Consider the following 19,462-nt stretch of genomic DNA (forward strand, 5'->3'; position numbering starts at 1 on the left):
GTGCCGCCTAGAACGGGATGTCGTCGTCGGAGGAGCCGGAGCCGACCACCGCGAACGGATCGGCGGCCTGCGTGATCGACCGTAGCGTCTCCGAGGGCGCGCGGCCCGCCTCCGAGACCCGGGTGGCCCACGCCGGGAACGGGAACTCCAGGCAGAGCGGCACCGGGATGTCCGGCTGGTTGACGAACATCGTGCCCGGCTTGGCCAGCAGCGCCCGCTGCCGTTGGGCGGGCGGCAGGAAGCCGTACTCCGGGCGGGACGCCTCGGCCGGGTCGAGCCGGCCCACCACCCGGATCGCCGAGTTGGTGACGATCCGCCGTTCCACCTCGCTGGCGGTCTGCTGCGCGCCGACCAGGATCACGCCCAGCGAGCGGCCCCGCTCGGCGATGTCGAGCAGCACCTCCTTGATCGGCGACGAGCCCTCCCGCGGCGCGTACTTGTTCAGCTCGTCCAGCACGACGAACAGCAGCGGCTTGGCGGTGCCCGCCTTCTCCTTGCGCTCGAACTCGCTCTTGAGCGTCACACCGACCACGAACCGCTGCGCGCGGTCGGGCAGGTTGTGCAGGTCGACCACAGTCACCTGCGCGCTCTCCGCCGTGTTGATCGAGTGCGGGCGACGGGTCGCCAGGTCACCACGGATCAACCGGCCCAGGTCCTTCTTGCTGCCGATCAGCCGTCGCGCGAACGCGTTCACGGTGCCCAGCCCGACCGCGCTGCCCGCCCACTCGCCGCGCGTCTCGTCGTCGTTGAGCTGCTCGACCACGTGGTCGACCAGATCGGCGTACGAGCCGAGCCGTACCCCGTCGATACTCACTCCGCCGTCGGCCGGCTGGGCGTAACGGGCCAGGTGCGCGGCCACCGAGTGGACCACCATCGTGTACTGCTGGCGCTCGTCGTCCGCGTCGGCGAACACGTACGGCAGCAGCCGGTCGGCGCAGAACTCGGACAGCGTCCAGTAGAAGCTGTCCACCCCGGTGAGCCGGCTGCTCACATCCGGCGTGCCGGAGGAGTCGCCGACCCGCGGCGGGGCGTACACCCGCACGTCCGGGAACGCGCCGGCATCAAGGCCCAGCTTCGCGTACGCCGCCCGGGTCGGATCGTCGAGCCGGCTGTTCGGGTGGTCGAGGAAGAGCAGGTCCTCGCCCTTCACGTTGAAGATCAGCGCCTTCGCGTTGACCGCGTCGCCGCCCAGCACGCCGGAGCGGAACACCGAGTAGAGCAGGAACGTGGCGAAACTCGTCTTGGTCGCGACGCCGGAGATGCCGGAGATCGACACGTGCGCGCCCCGGGTGCCGTCGAGGAAGTCGGCGTTGAGGTAGACCGGCACCCCGTCGCGGCCCATCCCCATCGGGATCCGCCGCTCCATCCGGTCGAAGTGCAGCGCCCGCGCCCGCGCGTCCCCCTCGGCCCGGTGCACCACGGCGCCCGGCGTCGGCGGCACGTAGAACTCCGGGTCGACCCGCGTGGTCGTCACCTCGGCCGCCTCCTGCACCTGCGCCGGCAGCGTGCCGTCGGCGATGGCGAAGACGTCGGAGTCGAACTGCGCCCCCTCGTGCCGGGCACGCACCTGGGTAACCACCCCGGCGATCGTCACCGGCTCCCGGTCGGGCAGGTCGCGGCGGGTCACCACCACGTCGTCCAGCTGCAGGTAGCTGCCCGGCGCGACAGCCGTCCAGAAGGTGAGCGGGGTGGCGTCGGCGGTGCCGAGCACCCGGCCGACACCCTCGCCGGGCCCGTCGAGCTGGTCGTCGGTCATCGGCGGTCTCCGGTCGGCTGGTCGTACCGTTGGCGGTGCACGTCGTGCATCCTGCCCGAGGGATGCGACAGGTTGCCACGCGACGCGGCGGACGCCACGCCGAGCGTGCGCCGAACGGTAGCCGCCCGGATCCGCCCGGCCACGGTGCGTACGTTTCTGCCCGCTCCGGCGCTGTCTCCGGCCCCAGGCCCGGCCGACTCGGTGGAACGCCATGGGTGTCTCCGCGCGCTTTTGACACCCATGACGTTCCACTCGCCCCGCGAACCCCGGGTTGCTTGGCGCGCGAGAGCCGCCCCCAATGTCGCGACCCACGTCCCGCTCTCCGGGACGCTCGGAGATCTTGGTACGAGAGCGCCCTCATAGGGGCCGTTTGGTACCAAGATCTCGGGAGCCGGGAGCCGGGAGCCGGGAGCCGGGAGCCGGGAGCCGGGAGCCGGGAGCCGGGAGCCGGGAGCCGGGAGCCGGGAGCCGGGAGCCGGGAGCTGGTCAGGCGGCGGGGGCGGATCCGGCGGGGTCGCGGGCGTACCGCAACATGAGCACTCCGTCGGCGGCGGCCAGCACGTGGCGCAGCGGCAGGTGCCGGGGCGGGCTGGCGTCCCCGGCGGTGATCCGGCCCGGGCCGGCGCCGGCGAGCAGCGGCGCCACGGTCAGGCACAGCTCGTCGACCAGGTCGGCGGCGGTGAGCGCGCCGAACAGGTGCGGGCCGCCCTCGCAGAGCAACTGGTCCAGCCCTCGGCGGCGCAGCTCCGCCAGGCCCACGGCCAAGTCGACCCGGCCGCTGCCGTCGACCCGGCCGCTGCCGTCGACCCGGTCGGTGCTGGTGACCGGGGCGGTGCCGCAGCGGACCAGGTCGGCGACGTCGGTGAGGCCGGGCGGCGGTACGGCGTCGGCGTGGGTGAGCACGATCGGCCGGACCGGGGCGTCGGCGAACGCGGCCTGGGCCGGGTCGAGGTCGAGTGAGCCGGAGACGACCACGAGCGTCGGGAACTCGGCCAGCCCGCGTTCGCGGCGCCAGGCCCGGCGTTCCGGGCTCAGCCGGACCGCCCGGTAGCCCTCGTGGCGCAGCGTGCCGGCGGCCACCACGAGAGCGTCGCAGAGCATCCGCAGCAGCCCGAAGACCCGCTTGTCCGGCTCGCCGGAGAGCCCGGCGGAGTAGCCGTCCAGAGTGACCGCGCCGTCGGCGCTGGCGACGAAGTTGACCCGCAGGTGCGGGCGGGCCGACCGGCCGTAGAGCGCGGTGAGTTCCGGATCGGTCAGCGCGCCGGTGACGGGTGCGGGCCAGATCCGTTCGATCGGGGTTCCGACGCTCATTCGCCGGCCGGACCGGTGACCGGAGGGGTGGGTTCGGGGGTACGGTGCTGGCAGTCGCACCACTTCCGGCCAGGACAGTCGTCGTGCCGCCGTTCCCGGCAGGCTCGGCAGATCATGCAGGCAGCCTATGCCGAGGAAGGATGGGACGTCGTGTCGCGTCAGATCTTCCAGCTCATGGTGTCGCTGGCCGGGGTCCGGCCGCGGGTGTGGCGGCGGGTGCTGGTGCCCGGCGGCTACACGCTGGACCGGCTGCACCGGGTGATCCAGCACGCGATGGGCTGGCGCGACTGCCACCTGCACTCGTTCGACGTGGACGGCCGGCAGTACGGCGAACCCGACCCGGACGGCGAGCTGGCGCTGCGCGACGAGCTGGACGTCCGGCTGGACACGGTAGTGGGCAAGGGCGACCGGTTCCGCTACACCTACGACTTCGGGGACTGGTGGGAGCACGACCTGGTGGTGGAGGACTGCTGCGCCGCCGACCCGGACGAGCGTTACCCGGTCTGCCTGGACGGGGAGCGGGCCTGCCCGCCGGAGGACGTGGGCGGCCCGGCCGGCTATGCGGTCCTGCTCGCCGCGCTCGCCGACCCGGCGCACCCGGAACACGTGACGATGCGCGAGTGGGCCGGCCCGGCGTTCGATCCGGCCGCGTTCGACGTCGGCCGGGCCACCGTCCTGCTGCGCCGCTGCTGCTGATCGCGCCGCCCGCGCGCCGCTGATCGCGGGCTCCGAGGAGGGGCCGCCAGCGGCGCGGTAACGAAATGGGAACGCTCCCAACGGTCTATTGACACCCCTGTCACCTCCCGGCAACCTCATGGGAGCGCTCCCGAGAGTGGTGCGGATCTCCCTCCTGCCCCGCTCCGGCCCGCGCGAAACGCACCCCCCACCACACAGCAGATATCGCCTCACCACCGAAAGAGGGGTCTCGGATGAGCGTCCCAATCCGTCGTCGGCGGTTCGCGGCCATCGCGCTCGCGTCCGTCGTCGTGCTCGGCACCACCGCCGCCTGCGGCGACGACTCGGACAGCGGCGACAGCGGCAGCGGCGACGGCCCGATCACGCTGGTCGTCGACGTCTTCGGCGACCAGGGCTTCGGCTACGAAGAGCTGTACAAGCAGTACGAAGCGGAGCACACGAACGTCAAGATCCAGGAGCGGGGCAAGGGTCTCGGCCTCGGTGACTACAACACCCGTCTGACCCAGCAGATCACCGCGGGCTCGGGCGCCGGTGACGTGGTGGCCCTGGAAGAGGGCACCATCGTCCAGTTCTACGCCCAGGCCGACAAGTTCGTGAACCTCGCCGACCACGGCGCGAACGACCTCAAGGGCAACTTCCTGCCGTGGAAGTGGGAGCAGGGCACCACCCCCGACGGCAAGGTGCTGGGCCTCGGCACCGACGTCGGCTCGATGGCGCTGTGCTACCGCAGCGACCTGTTCAAGGCCGCCGGGCTGCCCACCGACCGCGAGCAGGTCGGCGCGCTCTGGCCGACCTGGGACGAGTTCATCGCCACCGGCCAGAAGTTCGCCGCCGCCGACAAGAAGCACAAGTTCGTCGACTCGGCGACCAACTTCTACAACGTGGTGCTGATGCAGGTCGCGGGCCAGGGCAGCGGCTACACGTACTACGACAAGAGCAACAAGATGGTCATCGACCAGAACCCGGACGTGAAGACGGCGTACGACCTCACCACCAAGATGATCGCCGCCGGGCTGTCCAACAACCTCCAGTCGTTCTCCAACGAGTGGAACGCCGGCTTCAAGAACGGCACCTTCGCCACCATCGCCTGCCCCGCCTGGATGACCGGTGTCATCAAGGGCCAGGCCGGTGACGCGGCGGCCGGCAAGTGGGACATCGCCAAGGCGCCGGGCGCCGGTGGCAACTGGGGCGGTTCCTTCCTGGGCGTGCCGAAGTCGAGCAAGCACCAGAAGGAGGCCGCGGAGCTGGCCAAGTTCCTGACCAGCGCCAAGGGTCAGATCGGCGCGTACAAGGCGGTCGGCAACCTGCCGTCGAACCCGCAGGCGCTCACCGACCCGGCCGTCGCCGACTCGACCAACGACTACTTCAGCAAGGCCCCGGTCGGCAAGATCTTCGCCGCCGGCGCGACCGAGCTGAAGCCGGTCTACCTCGGCCCGAAGAACAACGCGGTCCGCACCGCCGTGGAGAACACGCTGCGCGCCGTGGAGCAGGGCAAGTCGGCCGGCGAGCAGTGGCAGGCGGCCCTGAAGAACGGTGCGGCCGCCGGTAAGTGACCGGTTGAGCCGCCCGCGGGTGGCGTCGGCAGCCCATGCTGCCGGCGCCACCCGCGGTGCCCGCAGAGTCCGGCGTCGCCCGTGTGGCGGGTGACGCCGGCCGAGGAGAAGGACTCCCCATGAGCCTCGACCTGCACGCCGCGGCGCCGCCCGAGCCCGGCGCGCCGCGCTCCGCACGTCACACACGCCGCCGCGCCGCCTCGATGACCCGGCTGGACCTGAAGTACTCGCCCTACCTGTACGTCCTGCCGTTCTTCGTGATCTTCGCCGTGTTCGGCGTGTACCCGATCGCGTACACGGTCTGGATCGCGCTGACCGACCGGTCGCCGCTGAACCCGACGATCTCCTTCGTCGGGATGGACAACTTCGTCGAACTGATCACCGAGGACCCGCAGTTCTGGAACGCGGTGGTCAACACGTTCGGCATGTTCGCGCTCTCCACAGTGCCCCAGTTGCTGCTGGCGCTGATGCTCGCCAACGCGCTGAACCGGAAGCTGCGCGCGCAGACGTTCTTCCGGATGGCCATCGCGATGCCGATCATCACCTCGACCGCCGTGGTCGCGCTGATCTTCTCGATGCTCTACGCCAAGGACTTCGGCCTGGTCAACTGGCTGCTCGACAGCATCGGCCTGGACCCGATCGACTGGCGGGCGAACCGCTTCGCCTCATGGTTCGCCATCTCCACCATGGTCGACTGGCGGTGGGTCGGCTACAACGCGCTGATCTACCTCGCCGCCATGCAGTCGATCAGCAAGGACATGTACGAGGCCGCGGCGCTGGACGGCGCCTCCCGGCGGCGGCAGTTCTGGTCGATCACGGTCCCGCAGCTGCGCCCCACGATCATCTTCACGCTGATCATCTCCACCATCGGCGGCCTTCAGCTGTTCACCGAGCCCCTGCTGTTCACCAGCGGCTCGGGCGGTCTCTCCGGTGGTTCGGAGGGGCAGTTCCAGACCATCACGATGTACCTGCTCGACGTGATGAACCAGCGCTTCCGGTGGGGGTACGCCGGAGCGGTCGCGCTCGTGCTCTTCGTGCTCATCGCGTTGATGTCGGCGATCAACTACCTGCTCGCCCGCCGCATCAGCTCCGACAAGTGAGGTGACGAGATGACGACCACCGCGGTCCGCCCGCCCACCCGGCACAGCGCGCCGGTGAAGACCACCCACCGGGCCGAGCGGCTCTGGAAGGCCAGCCCGCTCACCATGATCGGCCTGATCTTCGGCGTGCTGCTCTCCCTGTTCCCGTTCTACTGGATGATCGTGATCGCCAGCCGGACGAACGACGCGGCCAACTCCTGGCCGCCGCCGTTCCTGCCCGGCGGCAAGCTCGGCGAGAACATCGAGCGGGTGCTCGCCAACAGCGACGCCAACATCCTCAAGGGCCTGATGAACTCGTTCCTGGTCGCCGGGACGATCACCGTCGCGACGGTGTTCTTCGGCTCGCTGGCCGGCTTCGCGTTCGCCAAGCTGCGCTTCCGGGGCAAGAACGCGCTGCTGCTGATCATCCTCACCTCGATGATGGTGCCGATCCAGCTCGGCGTGCTGCCGCTGTACATCCTGATGGCCAAGCTCGACTGGCTGAACACCATGCCGTCGGTGACCGTTCCGTTCCTGATCGGCGGCTTCGGCATCTTCATGATGCGCCAGTACGCCGAGCAGGCGGTACCGAACGAGTTGATCGAGGCGGCCCGGGTGGACGGCTGTTCCACCTGGCGGGTGTACTGGCACGTGGTGGCGCCCGCGCTGCGTCCGGCCGCCGCGGTGCTGGGTCTGCTGACCTTCATGGAGCAGTGGAACCAGTTCTTCTGGCCGTTCGTGGTGCTGGCGGACCCGTCCAACCCGACCGTCCAGATCTCGCTGCGCAGCCTCAACACCGCCTACTTCGCCGACAACTCGCAGATCTTCGCCGGTACGTTGATCGCGACCCTGCCCCTGTTCGTCGTGTTCGTTCTGTTCGGCCGCCAGATCATCGGCGGCATCATGGAAGGCGCCGTCAAGTCGTGAGCAATCCAGCAAGCCCGCCCGCCGTCGGTCTCCTCGACGCCGGTCCGGCCCTGACCTTCCCGCCGGACTTCCTCTGGGGCGCGGCCACCGCCGCGTACCAGATCGAGGGCGCGGCGGCGGAGGGTGGCCGTGCGCCGTCGATCTGGGACACCTTCAGCCACACCGAGGGGCGGACGGTGGCCGGGCACACCGGCGACGTGGCGTGCGACCACTACCACCGGATGCCGGACGACGTGCGGTTGATGGCCGACCTGGGGCTGCGGTCGTACCGCTTCTCGGTGAGCTGGCCGCGGGTGCAGCCGGGCGGCACGGGCGGCGTCAACCAGGAGGGCATGGACTTCTACCGCCGCCTGATCGACGAGCTGCTCGGCCACGGCATCGAGCCCTGGCTGACGCTCTACCACTGGGACCTGCCGCAGCCGCTGGAGGACGCGGGCGGCTGGCCGGCCCGGGACACCGCCGGCCGGTTCGCCGAGTACGCGCATCTGGTCGCCGACGCGCTCGGCGACCGCGTGAAGTACTTCACCACGCTGAACGAGCCGTGGTGCTCGGCGTTCCTCGGCTACGGCTCCGGCGTGCACGCGCCGGGCCGCCGCGACGGCGCGGACGCGCTGCGGGCCGGGCACCACCTGATGCTCGGTCACGGCCTGGCCGTGCAGGCGGTCCGCGCGGCCCGCCCGGACGCGCAGCTCGGGATCACCGTCAACCTGTACCCGGTCACCCCGGCGACCGACTCGGCGGCGGACGCCGACGCGGCCCGCCGGATCGACGCGCTGGCGAACCGGTTCTTCCTCGACCCGGTGCTGCGCGGGGCGTACCCGGCGGACCTGGTCGCCGACGTGCGCCAGATCACCGACATGGGGCACGTGCGCGACGGTGACCTGGCGACCATCGCCACGCCGCTGGACATGGTCGGGATCAACTACTACAGCCGGCACGTGGTCGCCGCGCCGGTCGAGGGCGCGGAGCCGGAGCCCTACTGGCGGGCGCCGTCCTGCTGGCCGGGCAGCGAGGACGTCCGGTTCGTCACCCGGGGTGTCCCGGTGACGGACATGGACTGGGAGATCGACGCCCCGGGCCTGGTGGAGACGCTGGAGCGGGTCCACCGGGAGTACACCGACCTGCCGCTCTACGTCACCGAGAACGGCTCGGCGTTCGTCGACGAGCTGGTCGACGGCCGGGTGGACGACCCGGACCGGCTGGCCTACTTCGCCGCGCACCTGCGGGCGGCGCATGCCGCGATCGAGGCCGGCGTGCCGCTCAAGGGCTACTTCGCCTGGTCGCTGATGGACAACTTCGAGTGGGCCTGGGGCTACACGAAGCGGTTCGGCATGGTCTATGTCGACTACGACAGCCAGGCCCGGATCGCGAAGTCCAGCGCCAGGTGGTACGCCGACGTGATCCGACGCAACGGACTGCCCGCACAATAAGCTGGGCCAGCCAGTAACGGGCGGCCCGGCGCCGACGCCTCAATCGGTGCCGGGCCCGCCCGACCGTCGGAGGAGCAACAGACGATGACAACGCAGCGCACCCGCTCGCTCGGGCGTCCGACCCTCGACGCGGTCGCGGCCCGCGCCGGCGTCGGGCGCGGCACTGTCTCCCGCGTGGTCAACGGCTCGCCGCAGGTCAGCCCGGAGGCCCGGGCCGCCGTCCAGCAGGCCATCGCCGAGCTGGGGTACGTGCCGAACCGCGCCGCCCGTGCGCTGGTCACCCAGCGGACCGACTCGGTGGCCCTGGTCGTCTCCGAGTCGGGGGAGCGGGTCTTCACCGAGCCGTTCTTCGCGGCCATCGTGCGGGGCGTCAGCTCCGGGCTGGTCGAGACGCCGATGCAGCTCTGGCTGGCCATGGTGCAGTCGCCGATCGAGCGGGAACGGGTCGAGCACCACCTGACCAACCAGCACGTCGACGGCGTGCTCCTGCTCTCGCTGCACGACGCCGACCCGCTGCCCACGCTGCTGGAGGAGCGTGGCCTGCCGACTGTGCTCGGCGGCCGCCCGGCGCGGATGCTGCACCCGAACGCCCAGCCGGCGTGGTTCGTCGACATGGACAACGTCGGCGGCGCGCGGCAGGCGGTGGAGCACCTGTTCCGCCAGGGCCGCCGGCGGGTCGCCACCATCGCCGGCCCGCAGGACATGGGCGCCGGTCTGGCCCGGCTCTCCGGCTACCAGGAGGCCGTCCGGGCGTCCGGCGGCCGGATCGACCCGGGCCTGATCGCGTACGGGGACTTCAGCGAGGGCAGCGGCACCGCCGCGATGCGCCGGCTGCTGGACGTCTGCCCGGAACTGGACGCCGTGTTCGTCGCCTCCGACCTGATGGCGTTCGGCGCGTTGCGCGCGCTGCGCGAGGCGGGCCGCCGGGTGCCGGAGGACGTCGCGGTGATCGGCTTCGACGACGCCCCGATCGCGCGTCAGGCCGAGCCGCCGCTGACCACCGTGTTCCAGCCGGTGGAGGAGATGGGCCGGCAGATGGCCCGGCTGCTGGTCTCCCGCATCCGCGGCGAGGAGGTTCCCTCGCCGCACGTGCTGCTGGACACCGAGCTGATCCACCGCGCCTCCGCCTGACCACGCCCGGCGGGAGCCGGTCAGGAATAGCGGCGCAGCTCCCGGCGGGCCAGCGAGGCGCGGTGCACCTCGTCGGGGCCGTCGGCCAGGCGCAGCGTGCGGGCCGCCGCCCACAGCTCGGCCAGTGGGGTGTCCTGGCTGACCCCGGCTCCGCCGTGCGCCTGGATCGCCTTGTCGATCACCCACTCGGCCATCAGCGGCGTGGCGATCTTGATGGCCTGGATCTCGGTGTGCGCGCCCTTGTTGCCGACGGTGTCCATCAGCCACGCGGTCTTGAGCACCAGCAGGCGGGCCTGCTCGATCCGGACCCGCGACTCGGCGATCCACTCGCGTACCACGCCCTGTTCGGCGAGCGGGCGGCCGAACGCGACCCGGTCGAGCACGCGCCGGCAGAGCAGCTCCAGGGCCCGCTCGGCCATGCCGATCAGGCGCATGCAGTGGTGGATCCGGCCGGGGCCGAGCCGGGCCTGGGCGATGGCGAACCCGGTGCCCTCCTCGCCGACGAGGTTTTCCGCCGGCACCCGTACGTCGGAGAAGTCGATCTCGGCGTGCCCGCCGTGCGGGGCGTCGCTGTAGCCGAAGACGCGCATGCCGCGGCGTACCGTCACGCCGGGGGTGTCCCGGGGCACCAGGATCATGCTCTGCTGGCGGTGCCGGTCGGCGTCCGGGTCGGTCTTGCCCATCACGATGAAGATCTCGCAGCGCGGGTCCATCGCCCCGGACGACCACCACTTGCGGCCGTTGATCACGTAGTGGTCGCCGTCGCGGGTGATCCGGGTGCCGATGTTCGTCGCGTCGGAGGAGGCCACCTCCGGCTCGGTCATGCAGAACGCGGACCGGATCTCCCCGGCCAGCAGCGGCATGAGCCACTGCTTGCGCTGCTCCTCGGAGCCGAACTCGGCGAGCAGCTCCATGTTGCCGGTGTCCGGCGCGGCGCAGTTGAGCGCCTCCGGGGCCAGGTGCGGGCTGTGGCCGGTCAGCTCGGCCAGGGGCGCGTACTGCAGGTTGGTCAGGCCGGCGCCGTAGCGGGCGTCGGGCAGGAACAGGTTCCACAGCCCGCGCTCGCGCGCCTGCGCCTTCAGTTCCGCCATCACCGGCGGGCGGGCCCACGGGTCGCCGGCCGCGAGCACCTGCTCGTGGTGCACCGGCTCGGCCGGGTACACGCACTCGGTGAGGAACGCCTCCAGCCGTTGCCGCAGCTCGACCGTCCGGTCGTCGTACGCGAACTCCATCTAGCTCTCCCTCACCGCGTGCAGCCCGTGTGCCACGAGCGGCGCCACCATGTCGCCGATCCGGTCGAAGCCCTCGCCCAGGGTCTGGCCGAGCGTGTGCCGGTAGTGGATGCCCTCGCAGATCACCGCGAGCTTGAAACAGCCGAGCGCCACGTGCCAGTGCAGCGGGCCGACGTCGACGTCGCTGCGCCCGGCGTACCGCTCGATCAGCTCGGCCCCGGTGGGGAACCCGGCGCGCGGCCCGATGCCGTCGGCCACCGGGTTGCCCTCGCCGTGGTCGCTGTCGCCGAGCACGTCCCAGTACGTCAGCAGCAGCCCGAGGTCGGCCAGCGGGTCGCCGAGCGTGGCCATCTCCCAGTCGAGCACCGCCCGCACCGCCGGCGGGTCGACGGTGGCGAGCAGGTTGTCCAGCCGGTAGTCGCCGTGCACGATCCGGCCCGCGTTCGCGCCCTCGGGCACGCTGGCTGCCAGCGCGTCGCGCAGCTCGTCGATGCCGGGCAGCGGCCGGCTGCGGGACCTGTCGAGCTGCCCGGCCCAGCGGCGTACCTGCCGGGCCAGGTAGCCCTCCGGACGGCCGAAGTCGGCCAGCCCGACCTCGGCCGGCTCGACCCGGTGCAGCGTGGCGAGCGTGTCCATCATCGCCATGGCGAGGGCGCGTCGCTGGGCGGCGGTGAGCGTGTCGGTCTGCTCGCGCCGCCGGTAGACCTCGCCGTCGACCTTCGCCATCAGGTAGAACGGCGCGCCGATGACGCTCTCGTCGGCGCAGAGCGCCAGCGCCTCCGGCACCGGTACGCCGGTCGGCGCGAGCGCCGAGATCACCCGGTGCTCCCGGGCCATGTCGTGCGCGGTGGCCAGCACGTGCCCCAGCGGTGGCCGGCGCAGCACCACCTCGCGGTCACCGGCGCGCAGCAGGTAGGTGAGGTTGGACTTGCCGCCGGCGATCAGCCGCGCCGACAGGGGGCCGGTCAGGTCCGGCCGGTGCGCGGCCAGGTAGGTGGCGAGCCGGTCGAGGTCGAGCCCGCGGGGTGCCGAGCCGGCCGAGAGCCGGGCAGCGGCGGCCGGATCGGTCATCCGATTAGTTGATGGCAGCTCAGCTTTGTTGTCAAGGTCGGGGTTTTCCCGGCGGGACATGCCGCTGCAACAGGGGCGAAATGGTCAACCGGCAGGCTGGGCCCCAGCCTGCCGGCCGCTCGGCCGGCCCGCCGAGCGGAGGGGATCAGACATGCTGCTGAGAGTTCGGGTGACCCTGCCGGACCGTCCGGGCACGCTCGGCCAGGTGGCCCGGACACTCGGCGTCTCCGGCGCCGACATCGTGCAGGTGGTGGTCCTGGAGCGGCTCGGCGGCCGGGCGGTGGACGACTTCACTGTGGTGTGGCCGGGCGCGGCGCGGGTGGAGCGGATGCTCGCCGGGCTGGCCGCGATCCCCGGCGTGCGGGTGGACGGCGTGTGGCGGGCGATCGGCGCGCCCACCACCACCGGGCAGGACGCGGAACTGCTCGCCCAGGTGGCCGCCAACCCGGCCGACGGGGTGGCCACGCTCGTCGACGCGGCACCCGGGCTGCTCGCCGCCGACTGGGCGGTGGCCGCCGTCGTACCCCTGGACTGGGCCTCGCGCAGCGGCGAGGCGGGCGTCGCCGCGATCGGGCACGCGAGCTGGCGGGCCCCGGCGCCGCCCCGGCTGCCGGAGGTGACCCCGCTGCGGGCGCGGGCCATGACCAGCCCGGAGGGGCACCACTACGCGGTCGCGCCGTTCGGCCGGGCCGGCCTGGTGCTGGTGGTCGCCCGCGACCACAGCGAGCCACTGGCCGCGGCGGGGTTCCACTCCACCGAGGTGGACCGGCTCGCCCAGATCGTCCGCGCCGGCGCGGTGATCCTTGGCGACCGGTTGGACCTGGTCGGCACGCCACCCGTGATCACCGTCACCTGACCGGACGGGCCGCGTCACCCCGGGGCAACGGGCCCGCAACAGGGGCACGGCATGGTCGGTGCCGAGGAAGGGAGACAACCATGGCGCTGTGGCGGATCCGAGCCACCGTGGACGACCGGCCGGGTTACCTGTCGGTGCTCACGGCGAGCCTCGCGTTGCGCGGGGTCAACATCCTCAGCGTGCAGGTGCACACCACCGAGGCCGGCGCGGTCGACGACTTCCTGGTGGACGCGCCCGAGCAGGTCACCGAGCCGGAGCTGCGGGCCGCCGTGGAGCGCGGCCGGGGCCGGGACTGCTGGGTCGCGCGCAGCGAGGCGCGCGGGCTGGCCGACGAGCCGACCCGGGTGCTCGGGCTCGCCGGACGGCTGGCCCGTGACCCGGAGGCGACCGGCGCGGCGCTGCGCACGCTGCTCGGCGCCGACACCGTGACCTGGCGCCCGACGCCGGCCACCGCGCCGGGCGGGGTGGGCGGCACGACCATGGCGCTCGCGGACCCGGCGGGCGGCGCGTACGAGCTGTCCCGCCGGGAGCCGAGCTTCACCCCGGCCGAGTACGCCCGGGCGCAGGCAGTGGTCGAGCTGGCGGCGATGCTGGCCCGTCGGGACACCGAACGGGTCACGCTGGTGCTGCCCGACGGCGGGGAGGTGTCGGTGCGCGCGGCGACGGCCGAGGACGTGCCCGGCGTACGCGAGCTGCACGCGGCCTGCTCGCCGCGCAGCCGGCAGCGGCGTTACCTGAGCGGGGCGGCCGACCCGGCGCCGGCGCGGCTGCGCCGGCTGCTGGAGCCGGTCCGGGGCGTGACCCTGCTCGCGACGGCGGGTTCCGGCGGGGCGGCGGAGCCGGTCGTGGCGATGGCGAACCTGCTCGGTGAGGGCGACGAGGCCGAGGCGGCGCTGCTGGTGCGCGACGACTGGCAGCGCCGGGGCCTGGGCTCGGCGCTGCTGCGCCGCCTGCTCGGGCACGCCGACCGGGCCGGGTACGCCGCGGTGCTGCTGCACGTGCAGGCCGAGAACACCCCGATGCTGCGGACGCTGCGCCGCCTGGACCGGCCGGTGGCGTTGGAACGCGACGGCGCGGTGCTGACCGCGACGCTTCCGCTGGTTCCCGCGCCGTCGACGGGCGAGCCGGCGTCCGGCGGTGACGCGGTGACCGGCGCACCGGCGGTGGCCGGTAGCGGCGCGCGTGCCGGCGCGGTCGTGCCGGCGCAGCGGCCGGGATGAGCTGACGGCCGTCCGGCCGGACCCCGGAGGTGAGCCGCAACGGCGCGGCACGCCCGAGGGGTCCGGCCGGAGGGCCGCAACCGGCGCGTTCGCGCGCCACCCGGACCGACCTCCGATGCGGGGGACGGTGACACGGCGGGGCCCCCGATGCGGGGGCCCCGTCCGTGTTCGCGGGATCAGGTGGCGGGGTAGCTGCTGTAGTCGGGGAAGTTGCCGTAGAGCCGGCCGTCTCCGCCCACCGTCACCGCCTGCACCAGCAGGTCGCCGCCGACGAACGCGCCCTTCCAGGAGGCGCCCCGGCCGCCGAAGGGCTCGTCCCGGTCGCCCCGGGAGCGGGGCTTGTTGATGCCCACCTTGAACGCCTGCAGGTCCACCGCCAGCTTGCCGGCCAGCTCCTCGTCGTCGCAGGCCAGCGACGCCACGAGCGCGCCGTTGGAGGCGTTCATCGCGGCCAGCAGCTCGTCGGTGGTGTCCACCACCACGATGGTGTCCACCGGGCCGAACGGCTCGGCGTGCATCAGGCGGGACCGGCCGGGCGGGGCCAGCAGCACGGCGGGCGCGACGTACGCGGACGTGTCCTGCCCGTCGAGGAACGGTGCGCCGTCGAGCTTGCCCCGGTGCAGCGGTACGGCGCCGCCGCGTACCGCCTCCTCGACCTTGCGGCGCAGCTCCTCGGCCTTGGCGGCGCTGATCAGCGGACCGAAGTCCAGCTCCGGCAGCGGGTCGCCGGCCCGCCACGTCTCGTCGACCGCGAGCGGGTGGCCGAAGCGGATCGAGCGGACCACGGGCAGGTACATGTCGAGGAACTCGTCGACGAGGTCGCGCTGGACCACGAACCGGGGGTACGCGGTGCAGCGCTGCTTGCCGTACTCGAAGCCCTTGCGCAGGTGCGCGGCGAGCGAGTCCCACTGGGAGAAGTTCCAGATGCCCCAGGCGTTGAGGCCCTCCTGCTCGATGAAGTGCCGCTTGTCGCAGTCGAGCAGCGCGGCGGCGACCTTGCCGCCGTTGGAGCGCCCGCCGACGAACGCCACCGCGCCGATCTCCGGCGCGCGGACGAGCACCTCGGACAGTTCCTCGCCGCTGCCGGACAGCAGGGTGGCGGGCAGTCCGGCGCGGCGCATCAGCGCGTGGGCGACGGTGAGGCAGACCGCGCCGCCCTGGGACGGCGTCTTGGCGATCACCGCGTTGCCGGCCAGCAACTGCACCAGCTCGGCGTGCACCAGCACGCTCATCGGGTAGTTCCAGGAGGCGATGTTGCTGACCGGGCCGGGCAGCGGCTCCCGGCCGTCGGCGAGCATCCGCTCGATCTCGTCCACGTACCAGCGCACGCCGTCCAGCGCCCGGTCCACGTCGGCGCAGGCCAGCCGCCACGGCTTGCCGATCTCCCAGACCAGCAGCAGGGCGAGCAGGTCGCGGTGCCCGGTGAGCGCGTCCAGCGCGTCGGTGACGCGGGCGACGCGCTCGGCCAGCGGGGTCTGCGCCCACTCCCGGTGCGCCGCCGCGGCGTGGGCGACCGCGCCGCGCGCGGCCTCGGCGTCGAGCCGGGCCAGGTGGATGAGGACGGTGTTGTCGACAGGGGTACGGACCGGCGCCGGTGTGCCGAGCGCGCGCCACTGCCCCTGGACGAGATTGTGGAGCGTGGGCACGCCGTCGGAGGTGGTGTCGAAGGCCTCGGGGGTGGCGGCCACCGCCCGGGCGAGCGTGTCGGACCAGGAGGTGCCCTCGGCGAGTCGTAGAGCCATCGCGATCTCCTCAGGGTTGTCCGGGGAGCGGCGGCGTCGATGGCACCGCAGGTGAGGCGTACTGTCGCGCGGTGCCGAGCGGGCGGGCAACCGTACGCTCGTATGCCAGGACGGCGGCGGCCCGGACGGGGTCGTCCGCGGCGCGTTCGTCGTCACCGCGATGCCGCTGAGCTGGGAACGAGTCGGTTCAATATCGAGTCGCATCGATGGTGTGATCCAGCTCCCGTTTGTTACCCGTCGGTACGGCGAGCGGGCCCGCCGACGGTGGCCTTCCCAACATGTTGCCCGCGCATTACATTGTCGCTTATCCATGGGAGCGCTCCCGAGGCTCCTGCGGTCACCCCACCACCACTGCCTCGCGGCAGCCGGAGCCCCGAGCGCCGTCCCCGCTCCGGCTGCCGCGCGGCGCCAGCCACAGGAGCTCGCCATGCCCCGTCCGATACCGCCGCCCGGAGGCCGGTCGCGGCTGCGCCGGTTGCTCGCCGCCGGCGCCGCGCTGGCCGTCGGCCTGGCCACGGCCGTCGCCGCCGCGCCGCCCGCGTCGGCCGTCGAGGTACCCGCCGCGCAGGCCGCGGCCACGTTCAACTACGCCGAGGCGTTGCAGAAGTCGCTGTTCTTCTACGAGGCGCAGCAGTCCGGCCCCAAGCCCTCGTGGAACCGCGTCTCCTGGCGCGGCGACTCGGCGCTCACCGACGGCGCCGACGTCGGCGTCGACCTCACCGGCGGCTGGTACGACGCCGGTGACCACGTGAAGTTCGGCTTCCCGATGGCGTTCAGCGCCACCATGCTGGCCTGGGGCGCGGTCGAGTACCGCGACGGCTACGTCGCCTCCGGGCAGCTCACCCACCTGCTGAACAACCTGCGCTTCGTCAACGACTACTTCGTCAAGGCGCACCCCGCGCCGAACGTCCTCTACGGACAGGTCGGCAAGGGCGACGACGACCACAAGTGGTGGGGCCCGGCCGAGATGATGCCGATGGCGCGGCCCGCGTACAAGATCGACGCGAGCTGCGGCGGCGCGGACCTGGCGGGGGAGACGGCGGCCGCGATGGCCGCCTCGTCCATGGTGTTCCGCCCCACCGACGCGGCCTACGCGGACAAGCTGCTCGGCCACGCCAAGCAGCTCTACACGTTCGCCGACACGGTGCGGAAGAGCTACCACGAGTGCATCACCGACGCGACGAGCTTCTACAAGTCGTGGAGCGGTTACCAGGACGAGCTGGTCTGGGGCGCGATCTGGCTGTACCGGGCCACCGGCGACGCCACCTACCTGGCCAAGGCCGAGAGCGAGTACGACAAGCTCGGCACCGAGCCGCAGTCCACCACCCGCTCCTACAAGTGGACCATCGCCTGGGACAACAAGCAGTTCGGCGCGTACGTGCTGCTGGCCAACCTGACCGGCAAGCAGAAGTACGCCGACGACGCCAACCGGTGGCTGGACTACTGGACGGTGGGCGTCAACGGGCAGCGGGTGCCGTACTCGCCCGGCGGGATGGCGGTGCTCGACTCCTGGGGCGCGCTGCGGTACGCCTCGAACACCGCGTTCGCCGCGCTGGTCTACAGCGACAAGACCACCGACACCACGCGCAAGGCGCGCTACCACGACTTCGCGGTCCGGCAGATCAACTACGCGCTCGGCGACAACCCGCGCAACTCCAGCTACCAGATCGGCTTCGGCACGAACTCGCCGCGCAACCCGCACCACCGCACCGCGCACGGCTCCTGGTGGGACAGCCAGACCGTGCCCACCGAGACCCGGCACGTGCTCTACGGCGCGCTGGTCGGCGGCCCGTCATCGGCAAACGACGCGTACACCGACAGCCGGTCGGACTACGTGATGAACGAGGTGGCCACCGACTACAACGCCGGCTTCACCTCCGCGCTGGCCCGGCTCGCCAACGAGTACGGCGGCAGCCCGCGCGCCGGGTTCCCGTCCGCCGAGACGCCCGACATGGACGAGATGACCGTGGAGACCACAGTCATGCAGGCCGAGCCGCGCGCCACCGGACTGAAGGCGATCATCTACAACAAGTCGGCGTTCCCGGCCCGGGCGCTGACCACCGGTAAGTTCCGGTACTTCTTCCGGCCCGACGGCACCGGACCGGTCACCGTCACCCCCGGCTACACCCAGGGCTGCCCGTCGCCGTCGACGGCGAAGCAGTTCTCCGGCGACATCTGGTACGTCGAAGTCGACTGCACCGGCTACACCATCGCGCCCGCCGGGCAGTCCCAGCACCGGATGGAGGTGCAGTTCAAGATCGGCGTGCCGGAGGGCGGCACCTGGGACCCGACCAACGACCCGTCGTACCAGGCCACCGCCGGGCCCAACCGCAAGGTGCCGCTCTACTCCGGCGGCGTACGGGTCTGGGGCGAGGAGCCCGGGCCGGTCACCCCGGACACCACCGCGCCCTCGGTGCCCGGCACCCCTGTCGCGTCCGCCGTCACGTCGAGCGGGCTCACGCTGACCTGGGCCGCGTCCACCGACACCGGTGGCAGCGGGCTGGCCGGCTACGAGGTGACCCGTACCTCGGCCGGCGCCGACCCGGTCGTCACCGCCTCGACCGGCACCACCCTCACCGTGACCGGGTTGGCACCCGAGCGGACGTACCAGTTCACCGTGCGGGCGCTCGACGGCGCCGGCAACCGATCCGCGTCGTCGGCTGCGGTCAGCGTCACCACGCCGGCCGGCCCGGCGCCCGACACCACCCCGCCGACCGCGCCGGGCACCCCCACCGCCTCCGCGATCGGCCCGACCGGACTGACGCTGACCTGGGGTCCGTCCACCGACGCGGTGGGCGTCACCGGGTACCGCGTCTACCGGGGCGGGAACGTCCTGGTCGGCACCGCCACCGGCACCACGCTGGCGGTGACCGGGCTGACCGCCTCCACCACGTACACCTTCACGGTGGTGGCGGTGGACGCGGCCGGAAACGTCTCACCCGCCTCGCCCGGTGTCACGGTGACCACCACCGCGCCGCCGGCCGGCGGCACCTGCGCGGTGACCTGGACGGCGAACTCCTGGGACACCGGGTTCACCGCGAACATCACCGTCGCCAACACCGGCACCACGGCGATCAACGGCTGGACGCTGGCGTTCACGTTCGGCAACACCGGGCAGAAGGTCGGGCAGGCCTGGTCGGCGAACGTGACCCAGACGGGCGCGGCGGTGACCGCGACGAACCTGTCCTACAACGGGACGCTGGCACCCGGGGCGTCGACGAGCTTCGGCTTCAACGGCACCCACACCGGCTCGAACCCGAGGCCGGCGACCTTCACGCTCAACGGGACCGCCTGCACGGTCGCCTGACCGTCGACGTGGCGTGGCCGGTACCGCACCCCGTGTGACCGGCCACGCCGCACCCGGCCCCGCGCGGCCAAAAACGTTCCGAAACTTTTCCGAAACACCATTGTCCCCACCGATGCGTGGTGGAAGCATCGACAAAGCTAGATACCCCAAC

Annotated in this window: 14 protein-coding genes; 9 read left to right on the forward strand and 5 right to left on the reverse strand. The window is 72.5% G+C overall.

The features are described 5' to 3' along the window. Positions 1-7: 7 nt before the first annotated feature. Both A4R25_RS15855 and A4R25_RS15860 read right to left on the reverse strand, forming a co-directional pair. The gene (locus tag A4R25_RS15855; RefSeq protein ID WP_043325613.1) at positions 8-1,756 is read right to left on the reverse strand and encodes an ATP-binding protein; all 1,749 of its coding nucleotides are present in this window, start codon (positions 1,754-1,756) and stop codon (positions 8-10) included. A 486-nt stretch (positions 1,757-2,242) separates the two neighbouring features. Then, positions 2,243-3,067, reverse strand: coding sequence for a pyrimidine reductase family protein (locus A4R25_RS15860; protein ID WP_064447180.1), 825 nt, complete (start codon positions 3,065-3,067; stop codon positions 2,243-2,245). A gap of 150 nt (positions 3,068-3,217) precedes the next feature. On the opposite strand from A4R25_RS15860, the gene A4R25_RS15865 reads away from it, so the two are divergent. The 6 genes from A4R25_RS15865 (at position 3,218) to A4R25_RS15890 (ending at position 9,883) form a co-directional block, all read left to right on the forward strand. After that, positions 3,218-3,763 (forward strand): plasmid pRiA4b ORF-3 family protein, encoded by a 546-nt coding sequence (locus A4R25_RS15865; RefSeq protein WP_064447181.1) that lies wholly within the window; start codon positions 3,218-3,220, stop codon positions 3,761-3,763. Between the two features lie 233 nt (positions 3,764-3,996). After that, the gene (locus A4R25_RS15870) at positions 3,997-5,316 is read left to right on the forward strand and encodes an ABC transporter substrate-binding protein (protein ID WP_043325608.1); all 1,320 of its coding nucleotides are present in this window, start codon (positions 3,997-3,999) and stop codon (positions 5,314-5,316) included. A 119-nt stretch (positions 5,317-5,435) separates the two neighbouring features. Beyond that, a complete protein-coding gene (locus A4R25_RS15875) occupies positions 5,436-6,416 on the forward strand; it encodes a carbohydrate ABC transporter permease (protein ID WP_043325606.1) in 981 nt (326 codons plus the stop codon). Between the two features lie 105 nt (positions 6,417-6,521). Next, complete coding sequence (locus tag A4R25_RS15880; RefSeq protein WP_197494916.1) at positions 6,522-7,322, forward strand: carbohydrate ABC transporter permease; 801 nt, start codon at positions 6,522-6,524, stop codon at positions 7,320-7,322. Further along, positions 7,319-8,752 carry a GH1 family beta-glucosidase gene (locus A4R25_RS15885; protein WP_064447182.1) on the forward strand — a complete coding sequence of 478 codons (1,434 nt, stop codon included), beginning with the start codon at positions 7,319-7,321 and terminating at the stop codon, positions 8,750-8,752. Before A4R25_RS15880 ends, A4R25_RS15885 begins: the two co-directional genes overlap by 4 nt. A gap of 84 nt (positions 8,753-8,836) precedes the next feature. Then, positions 8,837-9,883, forward strand: a complete 1,047-nt coding sequence (locus A4R25_RS15890; protein ID WP_043325601.1) for a LacI family DNA-binding transcriptional regulator — start codon at positions 8,837-8,839, stop codon at positions 9,881-9,883. 20 nt (positions 9,884-9,903) lie between these two features. Here the strand turns inward: A4R25_RS15890 and A4R25_RS15895 are convergent, their stop codons facing one another. Then, entirely contained in the window at positions 9,904-11,115 is a 1,212-nt protein-coding gene (locus A4R25_RS15895; RefSeq protein ID WP_043325599.1) for an acyl-CoA dehydrogenase family protein, read from the reverse strand. Further along, entirely contained in the window at positions 11,116-12,186 is a 1,071-nt protein-coding gene (locus A4R25_RS15900) for a phosphotransferase family protein (RefSeq protein ID WP_064447183.1), read from the reverse strand. A gap of 151 nt (positions 12,187-12,337) precedes the next feature. Between A4R25_RS15900 and A4R25_RS15905 the strand changes: the two genes are divergently transcribed. Next, a complete protein-coding gene (locus A4R25_RS15905; RefSeq protein ID WP_043325595.1) occupies positions 12,338-13,042 on the forward strand; it encodes an amino acid-binding protein in 705 nt (234 codons plus the stop codon). A gap of 80 nt (positions 13,043-13,122) precedes the next feature. After that, on the forward strand, positions 13,123-14,262 hold the full coding sequence (locus A4R25_RS15910; RefSeq protein ID WP_231915534.1) for a GNAT family N-acetyltransferase: 1,140 nt from the start codon (positions 13,123-13,125) through the stop codon (positions 14,260-14,262). A 176-nt stretch (positions 14,263-14,438) separates the two neighbouring features. Here A4R25_RS15910 and A4R25_RS15915 read toward each other — a convergent pair whose 3' ends face one another. After that, positions 14,439-16,004, reverse strand: a complete 1,566-nt coding sequence (locus tag A4R25_RS15915; protein WP_043325594.1) for an aldehyde dehydrogenase family protein — start codon at positions 16,002-16,004, stop codon at positions 14,439-14,441. 427 nt (positions 16,005-16,431) lie between these two features. On the opposite strand from A4R25_RS15915, the gene A4R25_RS15920 reads away from it, so the two are divergent. Continuing rightward, complete coding sequence (locus A4R25_RS15920) at positions 16,432-19,311, forward strand: glycoside hydrolase family 9 protein (protein WP_064447184.1); 2,880 nt, start codon at positions 16,432-16,434, stop codon at positions 19,309-19,311. Positions 19,312-19,462 lie beyond the last annotated feature (151 nt).

The sequence above is a fragment of the Micromonospora sp. NBRC 110037 genome (assembly GCF_001652995.1).
GTDB classification, from domain to species: Bacteria; Actinomycetota; Actinomycetes; order Mycobacteriales; family Micromonosporaceae; genus Micromonospora; species Micromonospora chalcea.